Origin of the sequence: Sphingosinicella sp. BN140058, assembly GCF_004135585.1 — a bacterium.
In the GTDB taxonomy this organism is placed as follows: Bacteria; Pseudomonadota; Alphaproteobacteria; order Sphingomonadales; family Sphingomonadaceae; genus Allosphingosinicella.
This window is the reverse complement of the sequence record NZ_CP035501.1, coordinates 1,538,987-1,556,780: the sequence shown is the minus strand read 5'-3', so window position 1 is coordinate 1,556,780 and position 17,794 is coordinate 1,538,987. Positions and strand designations below refer to the sequence as shown.

Below are 17,794 nucleotides of genomic sequence, written 5' to 3'. Positions count from 1 at the left end.
GAGCGGGTCTCCGAACCCCCTCCACCCCCGCCTGTCGGCGGCGGTCATGAGCAAGTGCAGGCTGCCCCGCAGCCTGCAGTGGTGCCGGGGGCACCACGGGCTTGCTCATCCCCGTTCCGGGGAGGATCTTGCCCTGGGCCCCTCTCACTCCCCCGCCACCTCCGCGTCCTCGGTGACGATCGCCGGCCGCGCATCCGGTGTCTCCGTTTCCAGCCGCACGTCCTTCAGCCGCACCCCGCGCGCGTGCCGTACCCACAGACCGAAGGCAGGCGTCACCCCGAACATGCTCGGCTCGGGATAGGCGTCGGCGAGCAGCGGCGGGCTGCGCGCCGCATCCTGCGCGGTGCCGCCGCCGCCATAAACGAGACGGACGTCGCGCAGAGTCACATCCTCGATGTCGTGGCCGGGCAAGCCCGCGATGGTAGCGGCGAAACGCGGATCGATGCCGGTGGCTGCGACGTCGCGGATGCGGATCCGACGCAATGCGCCGGTACCGGTGCCCTCCGGTCCGCGCCGGCGCGCCCCAAGGCGCAGGAACAGGGGCGCCGTGGTCACTTCCGCCATGGTGATACCGGAAATTTCGACATCCTCGATCGTCCCGCCGTCGACCGTTTCGAGCGCGAGCCCCCGGGAGCGTTCGAACCGGCAGTCGCGGATGACGATGTTGCGGAAGTCGCCGTTCGATTCGGTGCCGAGCTTGATCCGGCCGGTGACGCGGTCGCGATCCGGCGCGAGATCCTGGGTGCGGCCGAAGCGGCCGTCGAGCATGGTTCCGAGATCGAACCCGGTGACGGTGCAATGTTCGACGACGACATTTTCGGTCGCGCGCGCGGCCCCGAGCGCGAAGCTGCTCTTCAGCACGATCGCGTCGTCGTTCGGCGTATTGACCCGGCAGTTCGAAACATGGGCGTTGCGGACACAGTCGAGATCGATGCCGTCGCGATCGGTGTCGATCCGGAGATTGTCGATGGCGAGGCCGTCGACGCCGGTGGCGAGGATGGCGAAATGGCCGCCCTTCCAGATGGTGAAGTCGCGCAATGCGACGCCGCGGCAATTCTTGAGGGCGATCGCCTTGTTGCCAAGGCCGTTCATCCGCTCGGCCGCGGGCTCCAGTGCGCGGATTTCGGCTTCGCTCATCCCGGCCATCGACAACGGTCGCTCGCCGGTCTGCCGGCGCCAGCGCGCGCCGGGGCCGTCGCGGGTCAGGCCAGTGCCGTCGATCCGGCCGGGGCCGGCGATCGCGATCCCGTCGAGGTCCTCGCCCCAGATCAGGCTGTTGCGCCAGTGGCTGTGGCCGAAATCCTGGTAGAGCTGGGCCGCGCCCGGTTCGGGCAGGTCGTAGCGGCCGTCATGGTGCGCCGGATCGGCCGCCTCCATCACGGCGTCTCGATCGATCAGCAGGGTGATCCCGCTCGCCAGCCGGATCGAGAAGCAGAGATAGCGGCCCGCCGGGAACAGCACGGTTCCGCCGCCCGCCGCCGCGGCAGCCGCGATCGCGCGATTGACGGCGTCGCTGTCGATCGTGCGGCCGTCGCCCCGGGCACCGTAGCTGCGGACGTCGAGAATCCTCCCGTTCAACGGCACGCCGCCCGCCCGAGCGGCATCGTGCGTTTCAGATCCGGCCGCGCCGCGAGCACGTGCGCGGAGACGGGAATTTCGAGCGCCTTCAAGTCGCGGGCGACGATCTCGGCGATGCCGCGTGCGCCCAATTCGCTGAAATGGGTGTCGTCGTCGATGCCGCTGGGGAAAGCCGGCAGTCGCTCCTCCGCCTTGTGGTGGAGGAAATAGACACGCGATCCCGCTTCGCCCGCCGCCTGCACCCAGGCGGCCGAGTCACGCTCCAGGTCGATTAGCGGCACGCGGAGCTCGGCGGCGAGCGCCCGCATCGAATCCGACCAGGGGGTGAAATCGGCGACGACCCGGCCGTTCTTCCAGTTGCGGCGGGTAACGGGGGTGATCAGCACCGGCTGGGCGCCGGTCGAGCGCGCCACTGCGATCATTCGCGCAAGGTTGCTGCGATAGGCGCCGAGCGGATCGGCATAGCGCTCGATCTTGACCGTGTTGGCGTCGTTATGGCCGAACTGGATCAGCAATGTGTCGCCGGCTCCAATCTCGGCCTTGATCCGGTCGAGCCTTTTCTCGCCGATGAAGGTGCGGGTGCTGCGCCCTCCGACCGCATGGTTTCGAACGGTCACGCTGCCGTCGAGCGCGCAGCCGAGGAACTGACCCCAACCCGACTGGGGATAGCGGTCTGCGGCGTAGTCGGCTGCAGTGGAATCGCCGGCGATGTGGATCGTCACCGCGGCCGCAGGCCAGGCGCAGCCGAGCAACGCCAGGCCGATCAGGCTCCGCAGCCGCTGCGCGCTCACTTCCCGGCCGCCTTGGCGAGCTCCACCGCATAGATGTGGTTCTCGCCCTCCATGTTCGATCGGAACACTACCCATCTGCCGTCGGGCGTGAAGGTCATGTTCGGCTCCAGCCGATAATCGTGCTTACGCATGTCGACCAGTCTTTCGGGCTGCAGCCGCCCGGGCGAAATCAGGTTTTCGGCGCCCGGGGCATGGATGCCGGCGACGTCGGGAATGTCCTGCGGGTGGAAGAGGTAGAGATATTTTCCGTCGGGGGCGTGCGCAACCATCTCGCTGTCGCCGCCGTCGCCCGAGAAGAGCGTTCGGTCGGGCGACTGGTTGAAATGCACCGACCATTGGTTGCGCTCGAGATGGTACCACTTACGCTTGCCGGTGCCGAGTTCGTACCCGGCCAACCAGAATTTCTCGCCGCGCGGGGTCTGCAGATCGTACCAGATCGTCTTGCCGTCGGGCGCGAAGAATTCGTGCCCCGCAATTTCCATGTTCATGGTCCGGATATGGATCTTGGTCTTCTCGCTGCCGTCGGTGCGGATCGTCCAAATCCGATCGACTTTATGCCAGGGTCCCTCGTGGCAATACATGATCAGGGTCGGGTCGGTCGGCGAGAATTGGATGTGGTTCAGCCAGTCGGTCGAGGCGGTGACCACGCGCCGGGCGCCGGTGCGGATGTCGATGGTGAAGATCTCCATCGGAATCCTGGCTTCCAGCCGCTCGTTGAGGCGCACCTCCTTCGCTTCGGCATAGGTCAGCGGCTTTCCGTCAGGTCCATTGGCCGCATAATCGGTCTGACCGAAGCGCATCCGGTTCTGATCGCGGTCGCGCCGCTCGGCGCCGGTCGGCTGCAGCGGCGGGTCGCGTTCCGCCCATTGCCCGAGCAACAGGGTCTCGTCGGCATTGATCGATCCGATCGTGCCGCTCTTCAGCGCTGCGATCCTGCGCGTCTTGCCGCTGTCGATGTCCGCCGCCCAGATCGTCGACCCGATACCGTCGGCCGCAGGCACGGAATAATAAGCCGACCGTGTCCTGCGCCCGGTGAACAGCAATTGCAGCCGCTCGCCCGTGACCAGCGGGCTCACCGTCCAGCTCTTCACATCCACCTTGGCGATGCCGCCGGGCACCGAAATCACCATCGTCCTGCCGTCCGGCGTGTAGCTGTTCTGGTGAAAATAGAGGCTGGCCGATCCGGCCTCGCCGGAGATGCGGACGATGCGGTGGCCGGTGAGCGGGTCCACCCGCTCGCGCGGACCCACCGCGGCGTCGGCGGGTGCCGTGAACAGCAAGGCGGCGATCAGCAAGGCTGGTGTCATGGCAAACTCCGTTCAGTAGCGGACGCGCAGGCCGACGAAGAACTGCCGGCCGGTCTTGCTGTAGACCTGCTGATCGCGAATGGTCTGGCCGTTCCAGAAATCGGTCGGCTGGTCGGTCAGGTTCAGCATGTCGATGTTGAGCCCGACATTGGGCGTGATGTCGTACGAGATCGACGCGTCGACGTTGAAGGTCGAATAAGATCCGGTGGCGTCGGCAAGGCCGGCGCGAAGCGGCACCTGGCGCAGATACTGGCTGCGATACGCCCCCGAGACGCGGGCCGAGAAGCCACCCGCTTCATAATAGAGCGTCGCGTTCAGGGAGTTGGGCGACACGTTGATCAGCTCGTCCCGCAGCACCGGACCGGCACGGTTGGCGGTCAGGAAGTAGCTGATCCTGGAATCGATATGGGTGTAATTGATGAGTGCGCCGAAATTCTTGAGGAAGCCGGGCAGGAAGGTGAAGGGCTGCTGATAGTTGATCTCGAGGCCGCGGATCGTGCCGCCTTCGGTCGACTGGAAGTTGGTGATGTTGATCGGCGTGTTGGGATCGGTACCGGTCGGGAAAGCCGAGGCGGGGATGCCGCTCTCGCCCACCGTGGTCTGAGTCAGCAATTGCTGGGCGAAGCTCTTCAATTTCTTCTGGAAGACGGCGGCCGAGAGCACCGCGCCTTTCTGGAAATACCATTCGATGCCGGCGTCGAGATTGGTCGACCGGAACGGCGTCAAATTGGGGTTGCCGACCGTCGAGGTGAACAGATTGCCGGTCGTGCTGACCGCGCCGCCCGGTGTGAGGTTGCCGAGCGCCGGCCGCGACAATGCCTTGGCCGCGGCCAGACGGACGATGAGATCGGGGCCGATCTCGAGTGCGAGATTGGCCGCGGGGAGGAAATCGTCATAGGTTCGGCGGGCCTCGACGATCGGCAGCGTCGCCGAGATGAAGCCGGTCGAAAATTGCTTGGTATGGGCATAGCGGGCGCCGACATTGCCGCGCAGGACCCATTCGCCGCCGAGCGGGAAGTTGAAATCGATCTGAGCGTAGGGGCTTTGATCGGTCTCGCGGACGAAGCGATTATTGCCGAGCGCGGCGGCGGTGCCGATGCGGAAGTCGCCGAGCGCGTTCACGCAGTTGCAGTTGAAGTCATAGACCTGCTCGAACGCATCGATGTCGGCGACGATGAAGCTGGTCGTCGAGCCCGCCGGCAGATCGAGGCCGCGTCCGAAATCGTCGATCGGATTGCTGAGATCGGCGATCGTCACCCCTGCCGGCAGCGGCGCGTTGATGATCGTCGAGGTGAGGCGGGATTCGCTCTCGGTGCGGAAGGTGAAGCGCTTGTAGGCATAGCCGATCTTGCCGGTAAGACGTTCGTTGAATTCCCACTGGAAGTCGATCTTGCCATTGCGGAACTTGTTGTCGACCCGCTGGCGCTGCACCCGGATGTCGGAATAGCCGTTGATGAAGCCCCAGTTGGACGGATCCGAGGCATCAAAGCCGAAATCCAGGATCGGGTTGCGTTTGTCGTCGCGGGGATCGAACACGAAGCCGTCGCTGTCGAGCCGGTCGAGCGAAATCAGCGTGAATTCGGGCACCTTGAACAGGGAGCGCGACTGTCCCAGCAGGACGTTGACCTGGCCGCGCTCGCCGATGTCCTGCTTCAGATGCGCGGAGACCTGGTAGAAATGGGTCTCCGAGCGTTCGTAGCCGTTGGTCATCCGGAAATCGGTATCGTCGAACACGCCGTAGCGCAGCAGGCCGGTCTCATCGACCTCGGCGTCGCGGATCTTCATGTTGGGGCGACCCGTCGCCTGCGCGGCGGTGAGGCTGCCGGCGGCGGCGCCGTTGCCGCGGTTGAAGCTGATCGGGTTGGTCGCATAATCGTTCTTGCGCTGGTCGTAGCGCGAATAGGCGCCGTCGATGGTGAGCAGCGTGGCGGGCGCCGGCTGCCATTGCACCGAACCGGTGAGGCCAAGCCTCTTCTGGCGGTTCACGAAGCGGCCGTAGCCCGGCAGCCGCGGCACGAACACGCCGGCCCGCGCGACCTTCGCATAGGCTTCGGGCGTCGAGCCGTGCACCGCACCGGGGGCAGGGGTGCAATTGGGCGTGAAGGGCGCGGTGGTGACGAGCGTGTTGATCGGGGTGACCGCCGTGCCCGGTACCACCGGACAGAAACCTTGCTGCGACTCCCAGAAGTCGGCGAGCGAAGTGTTCGAATAGGCTTCTTCCTCGACCGTGCGTTCGGAATAGGCGCCGGATAGCAGCACGCCGATCGTGTCGTCGGCGAAGGTGTCGCTGATCAGGGCGGCGACGCGCGGCTGCACGTGCTTGCCCATTTCATAATAAGCGCCCTGTAGCGAGGCGGCGGCCCGGAAGCCCTTCTTGTCGAACGGACGCGCGGTCTGCAGGTCGACGGTGGCACCCAGCGAGCCCTCGTCGGTCTCGGCAGACTGCGATTTGCGGACCACGATCGAGTTGAACAATTCCGAGGCGAACAGGCTGAAGTCGAAGCCGCGGCCGCGGTTGATCGTCGATCCGAGCGTCGAACCGGTGGTGGCCGAGATCGCCTCGAGGCCGTTGAGGCGCACGCGCGAGAAATCGCCGCCGAGCCCGCGAACGGTGATGTTGCGGCCCTCGCCGGCGTCGCGCTCGATTGCGATGCCCGGCACCCGCTGCAGCGATTCCGCGACGTTCGCATCGGGGAAGTCGGCAATGTCCTGCGCGTTGATGACGTCGACTATGTCGTTTGAATTGCGCTTGGTGGTGAGTGCGCTCTGCAGCGCGCCGCGAAGGCCGGTGACGACGATCGCCTCCTCCGGCGCCGCTTGTGCCACTCCCGCCGGGGAGGCGGTCGCCGCTGCGTCGGTGCCGGCCGGCGATTGCTCCGCCGGAGCGGTTTGCGCCTGTGCGATCGACGGCAAGGCGGCGACGGCGAGGGCGATGCAGGATGTGGTCGTTCGGGAGCGGGCGCTCCGAGGCAGGGAACCGTTCACGTCAGTCTCCTCTCCACGCGTTTCGCGGTCCGGATCCGGGCTCCGGCTGCCCTTGCTGGTCTTTCCGAGGCGGGACTCGGCGCCAGTTGCAGACAAGGTTACCGCATCTTCGCGCCGCGTCAGCCAAAATATGAAACAACCATCCACATTATGGGAAAGTGTTGCATTCGGGCGACGGTCGTGACAGCAGGGGAGGATGGATCGGCAATGGACCCGGCGAGCACTGATTGGCGGCGCGACGGCGCTTCTCGCCGGCTGCGCCGGGCGCATCGGCAGCCGAGGCGCGCCACTTCATCATGACGATTTCCGCCATGGCCTCGGCCGGTGGCAGGTGGAAGCCGAGCAGGGCGGCCGCTTTCAGGCGGACGGCGGCGTGCTCGACATCGACAGCCCGGCCGGCGTCACCCTGTGGTTTCGGCCGTCGCTCGCCGGGCCGGTCGCGATCGACTATCAGGTCGCCGCCGTGCAGTCCGGCGGGCCGAATGACGCGGTCAGCGACGTCAACTGCTTCTGGATGGCGAGCGATACCCGCGCGCCCGGCGGCGACGTGCTTGCGATCCGGCGCAGCGGCGCCTTCGCCGACTATGACGAGCTGCGCACTTATTATGCCGGCATCGGCGGCAACCGGAACACCACCTCCCGCTTCCGCCGCTATATCGGCCGCCGCGACGACCGCCCGCTGCTGCCGCAGCACGACCTCGCGGCGCCCGCCGACCTGCTCGAAGCCAATCGCTGGTACCGCATCCGCCTGATCGCCGACGGCCGCAGGATTGCGCTGCTGCGGGACGGCCGGCCGATGTTCGAGCTCGACGATCCGGAGCCTTACACCAAGGGTCATTTCGGCCTCCGCACGACCAAGAGCCACTTGCGCGTGCGGGACTTTCGAGTGTGGCGGCTGCCGTGAGGGCGAAGGGAAGAAAGCAGGGGGGCTTCGACAGGCTCAGCCCGAACGGTGGTTCAACTACCCTCTTAGCCTCTCCTGTTCCGTTCGGGCTGAGCCTGTCGAAGCCCACCCTCGCTTCCCTCCTTCACTCTCATCGAAAGAAGGCCCGTACATGACGCACCGGGCCAAGGCTCGCAGCAGGCCGGATGGGGCCAAGGAACGAAAGCAGGAAAGGGCTTCGACAGGCTCAGCCCGAACGGGTGCTTTTGGGAACGGGCACCTTATTCTCTCTGCCCTATCTCCCCCGTTCGGGCTGAGCTTGTCGAAGCCCTTCCTTCCGCTTGCCGATTACGTGCTAGCGCGGAAATCGAAAGCCAGTCTCCCCGGATCAAGGCCATTTTCTTTGCCCGGCTCCAGCCCTTGATCTGTCGCTCTGCAGACAGCGCCTCGTAACGGCTCGGAAATTCTTCGGACCACACCAAAGTCACCGGCAAACGTTTGGCTGTATAGCCACCAAGAGCGCCGGCCATGTGCTCCGCGATGCGCTTGTCGAGGTCGTCGGTATGGCCGACGTAGAAGGTTCGGTCTGCAAGTGCCCGTGGATAAGAAAAAGAGGGCTTCGACAGGCTCAGCCCGAACGGAATAGGAGAGGGAGGGGGCTACGGGGCACCAGTCACCAAGCCCCGTTCGAGCTGAGCTCGTCGAAGTCCTTCCTTTCTTCCTCTCTCCCGTCCCCGCGCTCCAGTCACCCCAAAAAAAGGCCCGGTGCAATGACGCACCGGGCCGAGGTTCGCGGGAGGCCGGGAGGTCCGGCCTGCCGGGGAGGCTCGTCAGAATTTGAACGAGGCGCCGGCGTAGAAGCGGCGGCCCGAATATTCGTAATTGGTCATGCGGATGTCGCCGGACGTCTGCCGCTCCGTCTCCTTGGTGAGGTTCTTGCCCTCGACGAAGAGGGAGGCGCCGTAGAAGCCCGGGAAGCGCAAGGTCAGCTTGGCATCGAGATAGCCGGTGCCGTCGTTGAACACGGCGTTGCCCGAACGCTCGGACGATGCGCGCAGATAGTTCGAGCGCCCATTATAGGCGAGGCGGAAGTTCAGCCAATCCTTGTCGTAATAGGCGACCAGATTGTAGCTGTGCTTGGACAGGAACGGATAAGGCAGTTCCTCGCCGGTCAGCTGGTTGAACAGGCCGACGTCCTTCGCGTCCGAATAGGTGTAGTTCGCCTGGATGCCGAAGCCGTCGAACGGCGCCGGCAGGAACGTGAACGCGGTCTGGGCGGTGAGCTCGAGCCCCTTGATCTTGGCGCCCCGGCCGTTTTCCGGGCGGCGCAGGTCGAACAGCTCGCCGGTGCCGAACAGGTCCATGTCGAAGGTCGAGACGTTCTCGATCACGAACGTCTGGATGTTCTTGTAGAAGGCGGCGGCGCTGATCAGCGTGTCGCGGTTGGGGTACCAGGACAGGCTGAGGTCGAACTGGTTGGCACGATAGGGCTCGAGATCCGGATTGCCGGCCGTGCAGTTGTTTTGGGTCTCGGCCACCACATCGCCGATGTTGCAGGTGATGTTCGGCGCCAGATTGGCGAGCCTCGGCCGCGCCAGCACCTTGGAGGCGCCGGCGAACAGGATCAGCTGGTTGGGAATGATCCCGATCGAGAGATTGGCGCTCGGCAGCCAGTCCTCATAGCTGTTGCTGATCGTGATGAAGTCGGCGCTGGCCGCGACCGTCTGGCCGGGCAGGATGGTGCGGACGAAGCCGGTAGATGTGTCCTCGGTGCGGACATAGCGGACGCCGAGATTGCCGTTCACCGCCATCCCGGCGACTTCGAAATCGAAATTGCCCTTGAGGTAGGCTGCGTAGATCTTCTCGTCGACGTCCTGGGTCGGGATCTGCCCGACCCCGTTCACTTCGCGCAGGCGATCGTGATTGGCGTAGGTCTGGTCGAAATAGTCCCCGATCCCATTGAAGTTCGGACGCAGCCAGGTGTCCGGCAGCCCGGTACGATCGCCGACCGGGAAGAAGGTGTAGGGGAGGAAGTCGGTCGAGCCCTGCAGAAATCGCGAGAGGGTGGCGGGGGAAATCTGCTGCGTGCCGACCTGACTGCCGTTCGGAGTCGGCACCAGCGCGGTATCGGTCGTGCCGAGCTGCGCCCGTGCGGTGATGTACGGGGTCGGTACGATCACGCCCTGCGCGTTCGGGATCTCGCTGCCGGTGGAATTGATGCCGCCGCCGTAGCGCAGGATGCTCGACGTGCGATATTGCGCGCCGATCTCGATCAGCTTCAGGAACGAGGAATCGACGTCGAAATCGCCATCGATCTTGAACTGGTTCTCCTTGGTGTCGATCTCGTCCGGACGGTATTGGAACTCCGCAACGATCGGCCGCACGGTGCCGGTCACACCGGTCGGATTGAGAAAGGTGTCGATGTCGGACGGATCCGCATCGGCGGGGAAGCCGAAGCGCGGATTGCCGCTTTCGGGATCGAGGTCGACTCGTATGCTCGGAATCGTCCCGTTGAGGACGATCGAGTTGGTGTCGTTCCAGGTCGTGCCCTTCGACAGCACGCCGAAGCCCGAGAGGCGGAAGCTCTCACCGTCATAGTTGAAGCCGACCTGCTTGTAGTCGGTGTTGATCTTCTGGATGAAGTCGCGAAATTGCACGCTGAAGATCGAGCCGGCGCCGCTGCCGGTGCCGGCCGCGTTGAAGCTTCCGGTCGCGGCCGTGTTGAAGCCGATCAGGTTGCCGGCGTCGTCGATCGTGCAGGTGGCGCAATTGTTGGACGTGTCGATGCGGCCGAAAGCCTGGACGTCGACGGCGAAATTGTTGTCGATCGTGCGCACCTTACGGCTGTTGCGCTGATATTCGGCATAGACGTCGAGCCGGTCGGTGACCTGATATTGGATGGTCGCGACGCCGGAGATGCGCTGGTCGTTGCGTTCCCAGCTGCTGTAGCGGGGAATGCCCGGCACGAATTCGGCGAACTGAACCAGGCAATCGGCGCGGGTGGCGCCGGCGCCTGCACTGACCGGGACGGCGTTGCAGCCTTGCGGTGTCGTGATGTTCGTGAAGTTCGCGTTCTCGGTGATCTTCTTGTTGTCGTTGTTGAGATCGGTCTGGGTGGCATCGGCCGAAAAGCGGCGCCATTCGGTGTTGCGCTGGAAGTCGGACCGGGTGTCGACCTTGTCGTAGGTCAGGTTGACCAGGAAGCCGAGCCGCCCGTCGAGGAATTTGCCGCCCGCGGTGATGTTGCCGCGGGGCCGCCACTTGTCCAGCGTCTCCAGATTCTGCATCGAGGCGGTGACCGCGAGCAGCGGATCGCGCAGCTCCAGCGGCCGCCGGGTCTGAATGCTGACGGTGCCGCCGACGCCGCCTTCGGTCATGTCGGCGGTAAAGCCCTTGAACACGTCGATCGACTTGACCAGCTCGGATGCGAGCTCGCGGAAGTCGCCGCCGCGCGCGCCGGCCGAGCCGAGCACGGAGGCGCCGTTGATCTCGACGCGGTTGAGATCGGGCTCGACGCCGCGAATGCTGACCTGCGAACCTTCGCCTTCGACCCGCGACAGCTGCACGCCGGTCACGCGTTGCAGCGCTTCGCCGATATTCTTGTCGGGAAAGGAGGCGATGTCCTCCGCCACGATCGAATCGACCTGGGTGCCGGCATTCTTCTTCCGGGCGATCGCCCCCTGAAGGCTGGCGCGGGTGCCGGTGACGACGATGGTCTCGTCGGCGGCGGCACCGGCCCCCGGATCGGCCTGCGCTTCGGTAACGTTGGTCGCCTCGGCCGCCGGATCGGCGATCTGCTCGTCGGCTTGATCAGGCCGCGGCTGATCCGAGGTGGTAGATCCCTGTTCCACCGGTGCGGTATTCGGCTGCTGAACGATCGCCGGCTGACCGCCCTGCGGCGGAGTCACCGGCTGCGCGGCGCCCGCGCCCTGCGCGAGCAGGGGCGCGGCGAACGAGAAAGCGGCGACCCCGATCGCGGCCCGGCTGGTGGTCAGAAGCGCGCGGCGCCCGGTGCGGAAGTCAGTCACTCTCAGCCTCTCCTTGGTCGGCCCTTCGGTCCGGTTGGACGTGGTCTTCGTCGGCTGATTCCGCCGCCACTTGTCCGACCATTACCGCGATCAGCCACCGCTGAAAAGGAAAATGTGGAACATGTTTCCACTATATGGGATTACAGGTTGCAATCCTTGGTGAATTGTATGACCATTGTCACCGCAAAAGCGGCGTTTCCCGGCCGAGTCAATGTGCCCGGGTCGCAACAAAATGGGCGAGGAGAGAGCAAGATGGCCATGCCGAAGGTCGGTGCCGCAGCAGCCGGATTCGCGCTCGTCGCGGCCGGCGCCGCCCAAGGGGCGCCGCACGGGTCCCCGATCATTGCCGGTCGTCAGGCCGAGTCGCTCGATCGCGGCGTCGTCGCCGTTCCCGCGATCGGCGGCGCGGGCATCCTGGTCAGCTGGCGCCTGCTCGCAAGCGATGCCCCCGGCACCGGATTCGCCGTGTATCGCGACGGGCATCGGGTCGGAGATGCGCCGCCCCAGACCGGCACCAACTTCGTCGATGCTGCGGGCCGTGCGGGCGCACGCTACACCGTGCGCCCAGTGGTCGGGGGCAAGGAGCGGGCGCCGAGCGCGGCCGCGGCAGCACTGGCCAGCGGCTATCTGTCGATCCCGCTTCAGCGCCCGGCGCAGCGCACCGCACCCGACGGCACGGCCTACAGCTACGACGCCAACGACACCAGCGTCGGCGATCTCGACGGCGACGGCCGCTACGAGATCGTCGTCAAATGGTATCCCTCGATCGCCAGGGACAATGCCTTTGTCGGCTATTCCGGCGAGACCTTGTTCGATGCCTATACGCTCGACGGCAAAAGATTGTGGCGGATCGACATGGGCCCGAACATCCGCTCGGGCGCGCATTACACCCAGTTCCTGGTCTACGATTTCGACGGCGACGGCCGCGCGGAAGTGGTCGCCAAGACCGCCGACGGCACCATTGACGGCGCCGGCAAGCCGATCGGCGATCCAAAGGCGGATTGGCGGGAGACGGGCGGCGACGTCGACAGCACCGATCGCACCGGCTCGACCGAATTGCCCGGCGGTCGCCGTGTCGCCCAGCTCACCGGCCGGATCCTCAAGGGCCCGGAATATCTTACCGTCTTCGATGGCCGCAGCGGCCGTGCGCTTGCGACCGCGCCCTATGCGCCGCCCCGCCATCCGGACACGCCCGCTCCCAGCGGCGACCAGCTCAAATCTCTGTGGGGCGACAGCTACGGCAACCGCTCGGAACGCTATCTCGCCGGCGTCGCCTATCTGGACGGCAAGCGGCCGAGCATCGTCATGGGCCGCGGCTATTATGCGCGCTCGACCGTCGCCGCCTGGGATTATCGCGGCGGCAGGCTGGTGCGGCGCTGGCTGTTCGACACGTCGGCGCCCGGCAACGACCGCTTCGCCGGTCAGGGCAACCACCAGTTGAGCGTGGCCGACGTCGATTCCGACGGCCGCGACGAGATCGTCTACGGTTCGATGGCGATCGACGATGACGGCAAGGGCCTGTGGAGTTCGGGCCTGCGCCACGGCGACACCATGCACCTGTCCGATCTCGATCCGGCCCGTCCCGGCCTCGAGAAATGGGGCGTTCACGAGGAGGTGTCGCGCAACGGCGGCATCGGCGCGGCGATGCTCGACGCGCGCACCGGCGCCGTTTTGTGGTCGACCAAGGCGGACAAGGATACCGGCCGCGGCCTCGCTGCCGACATCGATCCGCGTCATCCCGGCGCCGAAGCCTGGGCCGCGAACAGCCCCGACCTTTATGACGTCACGGGCAACGTGATTGGCCGCCATCCGCGCCAGACCAATTTCGCGATCTGGTGGGATGGCGATCTCTCGCGCGAACTGCTCGACGGCACCGCCATCTTCAAATGGGATTTCGCAAGGGGCGAGAGCGTGCCTTTGCTGGAGCCGGCCGGAGTCGCGTCGAACAACGGCACCAAGGCCAATCCGGCGCTCAGCGCCGACATCCTCGGCGACTGGCGAGAGGAGTTGGTCGTCCGGACCGAGGACAGCAGCGCGTTGCGGATCTACGTCACGCCCTATCCCACATCGATTCGGCTGCCCGCCTTGATGCAGGATCCGGTCTACCGCCTGGGCGTCGCCTGGCAGAACGTCGCCTACAACCAGCCGCCGCACACCGGCTATTTCCTCGGCACCGGCATGGCGCCGCGGGGCCGGTGAGGCATCGGGCGGGTCAGCCCTGCGCGCGCTCCGGCCACTGCACCGCGACCACCAGCACGCCCGCCATTGCCAGCATCGCGCCGGCGACCATGCGCGCGTCGAACGCATCGCCGGTGATCAGCACGCCGAGGCCGATCGTCGCCAGCGGGGTCATCAGGGTCAGCGGGGCGATCAGATTGGCTTCGTAGCGCGCGATCAGGCCGTAGAAAGCGGTGTGGGCGAGAACGGATCCGACCAAGGCGGAATAGAGAATGGCGGCGATCAACGGCCAGCCCGCGGCAAGCGCCGCGCCCGCCTGGCCGCTCTCGAACAGCAGGGACGACGCGAGCAAGGGGAAGAAGGAGGCGAACGATACCCAGGCCTGGAATTGCAGCGGGCGGACGTCCGCCATCTGCTTCATCATCACCGCGCCCAACGACCCGCACGCCGCGCCGGCCGCGACCAGCAGCAGCCCCGGCGAGAGATCGAAGCCGCCCGGCCGCCAGATCACGAGCAGCGCGCCCGCCATGGTGAGCAGGATACCGAGGCCGCGCCGCGGACCAACCCGCTCGCCGAGCATCGCCACCGATAGCAAGGTGGTGAGCGGCACGTTGATCTGCATCACGATCGCCGCTGCAGACGGGCTCGCCGTCCTGAGGCCCATGGCCAGAAAGGCGAAGCCGCCGCCGCCCATCAGCAAGCCGATCGCCGCGATCCGCCAGAGCGGCCGCGGTGCCGGCTGCAGCCAGCGCCAGGTGACCAGGCCGACAATGGCGAACCGCGCCGCGACGAAGGCGAGCGGTGGGCAGCCGAGCTGCGTCACCGCGATCTTGCCGACGACGTTGTTCAATCCCCAGGCGAGGCAGACGAGCACGAAGATCAGGAAGTCGCGCGGGGACAAGGGGGCTCCTGGCAATCGCCGCACCAAACCAGAATCGGGCTTGTCAGCACGGCCAATTTTGTATGACAAGTCTCGCATGGAGAATCCAGCGCCTCGCGCCGATCTGCTCAGCGCCCAGCTCGCCCAAAGCCTCGGCCGTGCGATCGTCGCAGGCCGCCTTGCGGTCGGCAGCAGCCTGCCGACCGAGGCCGATCTCTGCCGGCAGCACGGCGCCAGCCGTACCGCGGTGCGCGAAGCGCTGAAGGTGCTCGGCGGCAAGGGTCTCGTGTCCGCGCGGCCGCGGCTCGGCGCGTCGGTGCGCGACAAGCAGCATTGGTCGATGCTCGACGCCGACGTGCTGCGCTGGATGCGCGACGCGCCCGTAGACCGCGCCCTGCTGCTCGATCTTGCCCAGCTGCGCCTTGCGATCGAGCCGGAAGCGGCGTCGGCGGCGGCGCACCGCCGCGATCCGCAGGCGCTCGGCAACATCGCCGCAGCGATCGAAGCGATGGAGGGGGATCCGGCCGAGGCGCTTCAGGCCGACATCGCTTTCCATGCCGAATTGCTGCGCGCCAGCGGCAACCGCTTCTTCGCCTCGCAGGCGTCGATGGTCGAAAGCGCTCTGTCGATGTCGATCCCGGTGACCAACGCCGCCAAGCGGGTCGCCAAGGCCGATGTCGAGGCCCACCGCATCGTCTATCTGGCGATACGCGACGGCGATGCGGCGGCGGCAAGCACCCACGTCCGCGCCCATATTCTCGAGTCGGTGCGGCTGCTCAAGGATGGACAAGCATGACGGAGACGACGGCATGAAGGCCGCTTCGGTCATCGACTATCGCAAACTGGCGCGGGCGCGGCTGCCCAGATTCTTGTTCGAATATATCGACGGCGGCTCCTATGCCGAAGTAACCCTCAAGCGGAACATCGCCGATCTGGAAGCGGTGGCGCTGCGCCAGCGGGTGCTTCGCGACGTGTCGACCATCGATCTTGCGACCCGCCTGTTCGGCCAGGATCTGGCGATGCCGGTGGCGCTGGCGCCGATCGGCCTCGCCGGCATGAACGCCCGGCGCGGCGAGCGCCAGGCCGTGCGCGCGGCCGAGAAAGCCGGCATCCCGTTCACTCTGTCGACCGTGTCCGCCTGCGCGCTCGCCGAAGTCGCGGAGGCCGCGGCGAAACCCTTCTGGTTCCAGCTCTACATGATCCGCGACCGCGGCTTCATGAAGGATCTGCTCGCCGAGGCGGCGTCGCTCGGCTGCCCGACCCTGATGTTCACCGTCGACATGCCGGTGCCGGGATCGCGCTACCGCGACTATCGCTCGGGCCTCGCCGGCGCGCCGGGGCTCAAGGGCTCGGTTCGCCGCACCCTGCAGGCGATGATGCGCCCGCGCTGGGCCTGGGACGTCGGCGTCAACGGACGCCCGCACGCGCTCGGCAACGTCGCTCCGGTGCTCGGCCCGAACACCGGGCTCGAGGATTTCTTTGCCTGGATGCGCAACAATTTCGAACCTAATGTAGGCTGGCACGACATCGAGTGGATCCGCGCGCACTGGAACGGGTCGATCGTGATCAAGGGCATCCTCGACGCCGACGATGCCCGACTCGCCGCCGAGTCCGGCGCCGACGGCATCGTCGTCTCCAACCACGGCGGGCGCCAGCTCGACGGCACCCTGTCCTCCGCCCGCGCGCTGCCGCCGATCGCGGACAAGGTCGGCGGGCGGATGACCATCCTCGCCGACGGCGGCATCCGCTCGGGCCTCGATGTCGTCCGCATGCTCGCGCTCGGTGCCGACGGGGTGCTGCTCGGCCGCGCGTGGGCCTATGCGCTCGCCGCCGGCGGCGAGGCGGCGATCACCCACATGCTCGATCTCGTCCGGGCCGAGATGAACGTGGCGATGGCGCTGACCGGCACCACCCGGATCGCCGACATCGACCGCTCGATCGTCCACGATCTCTCGCCTTCATGATCGCTCTGGCCCTGACCCTGGCCGCGCCGCTCCCGCCCCGGATCTTCTGCGTCGAGGCGGCGCGGGCAGGCTGCGCCGCGGCACCGCGCACTCTGCGCTTTGAGGAAGCGCGCGGCTTCGGCTGGGAGGATCCGGCGCGCTTCTCGGTCAAGGTGCCCGAGGGCAATTACCGGGTCACCCTGGCCCTGGGCGGCGCGAAGGCGGCGGCGACCACCGTCAAGGCCGAGGCGCGCCGGCTGATGCTCGAGGATGTGCGCACCGAAGCCGGTGCCCACACGACGCGCAGCTTCGTCGTCAACGTCCGCACGCCGGCGCTTGGTCCGCCGCCGGAGAACGCGCCCGGCGGCAGTGCCGTACGCCTCAAGCCGCGCGAGATCGGCAGCGCCACCTGGGACGACCGCCTGACCCTCGAATTCCTAGGTACGGCGCCGCAGGTCCAGTCGATCGCGGTCGAACCGGCAGACGTGCCGACCCTCTATCTCGCCGGCGATTCGACCGTCACCGATCAGACCGCCGAACCGGCGGCGAGCTGGGGCCAGATGCTGACCCGCTTCCTGGGTCCCGACATCGCCGTCGCCAACCATGCCGAGAGCGGCGAGACGCTGAAGTCGTTCCTGACCGAGCTCCGCCTCGACAAGATGCTGTCGGCGATGAAGGCCGGGGACTTCGTTGTCTTCCAGTTCGGCCACAACGACCAGAAAAGGCAATGGCCGCAGACCTATGTCGAGGCCGCGACCACCTACCGGGCCTATCTGCAAGCGTTCATCGCCGAAGCGCGCCGGCGCGGCGCCACCCCGATCCTCGCAACCTCGCCGGAGCGGCGAACCTTCGATGCGGCGGGCCGGATCGTGCCGAGCCACGGCGACTATCCCGCGGCGGTCAGGCAGGTCGCGCGCGAGACCGGGGTGGGCCTGATCGATCTCACCGCCGCCACGACCAGCTTCTACGAGGCGCTGGGGCCGAGCCGCGCACCGCTCGCGTTCAACGACGGCGGCAAGGACAAGACCCACCACAACAATTACGGCGCCTATGCCATCGCGCGCATGGTCGCGGCCGGCCTCGCCGCCGCCGATCCGCGCCTGGCCGCACACGTGCTGCGCGAAGCCCGCGCCTATGATCCGGCCCGGCCGGCGCCGCCCGAGCGCTTCGCACTGCCGGCGAGCGGCCTCCGCTCCGATCTTCGACCCGACGGGAACTGAC

General features: G+C 66.7%; 12 protein-coding genes. 5 read left to right on the top strand and 7 right to left on the bottom strand.

Annotation, left to right across the window (positions count from 1 at the left end):
* Window positions 1-144 precede the first annotated feature (144 nt).
* Genes ETR14_RS06985 through ETR14_RS06970 form a run of 4 tightly spaced genes read right to left on the bottom strand, consistent with a single transcriptional unit; the run spans window position 145 to window position 6,661 of the window.
* Window positions 145-1,578: a glycoside hydrolase family 28 protein gene (locus ETR14_RS06985; RefSeq protein WP_129383987.1), complete on the bottom strand. Its 1,434-nt coding sequence runs from the start codon at window positions 1,576-1,578 to the stop codon at window positions 145-147.
* On the bottom strand, window positions 1,575-2,369 hold the full coding sequence (locus ETR14_RS06980) for a rhamnogalacturonan acetylesterase (RefSeq protein ID WP_243455803.1): 795 nt from the start codon (window positions 2,367-2,369) through the stop codon (window positions 1,575-1,577). The genes ETR14_RS06985 and ETR14_RS06980 overlap by 4 nt, the downstream gene beginning before the upstream one ends.
* Window positions 2,366-3,676: an oligogalacturonate lyase family protein gene (locus ETR14_RS06975; RefSeq protein ID WP_129383985.1), complete on the bottom strand. Its 1,311-nt coding sequence runs from the start codon at window positions 3,674-3,676 to the stop codon at window positions 2,366-2,368. Before ETR14_RS06975 ends, ETR14_RS06980 begins: the two co-directional genes overlap by 4 nt.
* A 12-nt stretch (window positions 3,677-3,688) precedes the next feature.
* Window positions 3,689-6,661 carry a TonB-dependent receptor gene (locus tag ETR14_RS06970; RefSeq protein ID WP_165356351.1) on the bottom strand — a complete coding sequence of 991 codons (2,973 nt, stop codon included), beginning with the start codon at window positions 6,659-6,661 and terminating at the stop codon, window positions 3,689-3,691.
* Window positions 6,662-6,857: 196 nt separating this feature from the next.
* On the opposite strand from ETR14_RS06970, the gene ETR14_RS06965 reads away from it, so the two are divergent.
* Complete coding sequence (locus tag ETR14_RS06965) at window positions 6,858-7,565, top strand: DUF6250 domain-containing protein (protein ID WP_129383983.1); 708 nt, start codon at window positions 6,858-6,860, stop codon at window positions 7,563-7,565.
* Window positions 7,566-7,825: 260 nt separating this feature from the next.
* Here ETR14_RS06965 and ETR14_RS06960 read toward each other — a convergent pair whose 3' ends face one another.
* On the bottom strand, window positions 7,826-8,074 hold the full coding sequence (locus tag ETR14_RS06960; RefSeq protein WP_243455802.1) for a GIY-YIG nuclease family protein: 249 nt from the start codon (window positions 8,072-8,074) through the stop codon (window positions 7,826-7,828).
* 300 nt (window positions 8,075-8,374) lie between these two features.
* Window positions 8,375-11,572, bottom strand: coding sequence for a TonB-dependent receptor (locus ETR14_RS06955; RefSeq protein WP_165356350.1), 3,198 nt, complete (start codon window positions 11,570-11,572; stop codon window positions 8,375-8,377).
* A 252-nt stretch (window positions 11,573-11,824) separates the two neighbouring features.
* Between ETR14_RS06955 and ETR14_RS06950 the strand changes: the two genes are divergently transcribed.
* Window positions 11,825-13,771 (top strand): rhamnogalacturonan lyase, encoded by a 1,947-nt coding sequence (locus tag ETR14_RS06950; protein WP_129383981.1) that lies wholly within the window; start codon window positions 11,825-11,827, stop codon window positions 13,769-13,771.
* A gap of 13 nt (window positions 13,772-13,784) precedes the next feature.
* Here ETR14_RS06950 and ETR14_RS06945 read toward each other — a convergent pair whose 3' ends face one another.
* The gene (locus ETR14_RS06945) at window positions 13,785-14,651 is read right to left on the bottom strand and encodes a DMT family transporter (RefSeq protein ID WP_129383980.1); all 867 of its coding nucleotides are present in this window, start codon (window positions 14,649-14,651) and stop codon (window positions 13,785-13,787) included.
* Between the two features lie 76 nt (window positions 14,652-14,727).
* Between ETR14_RS06945 and ETR14_RS06940 the strand changes: the two genes are divergently transcribed.
* The 3 genes from ETR14_RS06940 to ETR14_RS06930 are packed head-to-tail and all read left to right on the top strand — an operon-like array spanning window position 14,728 to window position 17,793.
* Window positions 14,728-15,426, top strand: a complete 699-nt coding sequence (locus ETR14_RS06940) for a FadR/GntR family transcriptional regulator (protein WP_129383979.1) — start codon at window positions 14,728-14,730, stop codon at window positions 15,424-15,426.
* 13 nt (window positions 15,427-15,439) lie between these two features.
* Complete coding sequence (gene lldD, locus ETR14_RS06935; RefSeq protein ID WP_129383978.1) at window positions 15,440-16,594, top strand: FMN-dependent L-lactate dehydrogenase LldD; 1,155 nt, start codon at window positions 15,440-15,442, stop codon at window positions 16,592-16,594.
* On the top strand, window positions 16,591-17,793 hold the full coding sequence (locus tag ETR14_RS06930; RefSeq protein ID WP_129383977.1) for a rhamnogalacturonan acetylesterase: 1,203 nt from the start codon (window positions 16,591-16,593) through the stop codon (window positions 17,791-17,793). Before lldD ends, ETR14_RS06930 begins: the two co-directional genes overlap by 4 nt.
* The last annotated feature ends 1 nt before the right edge of the window (window position 17,794 follow it).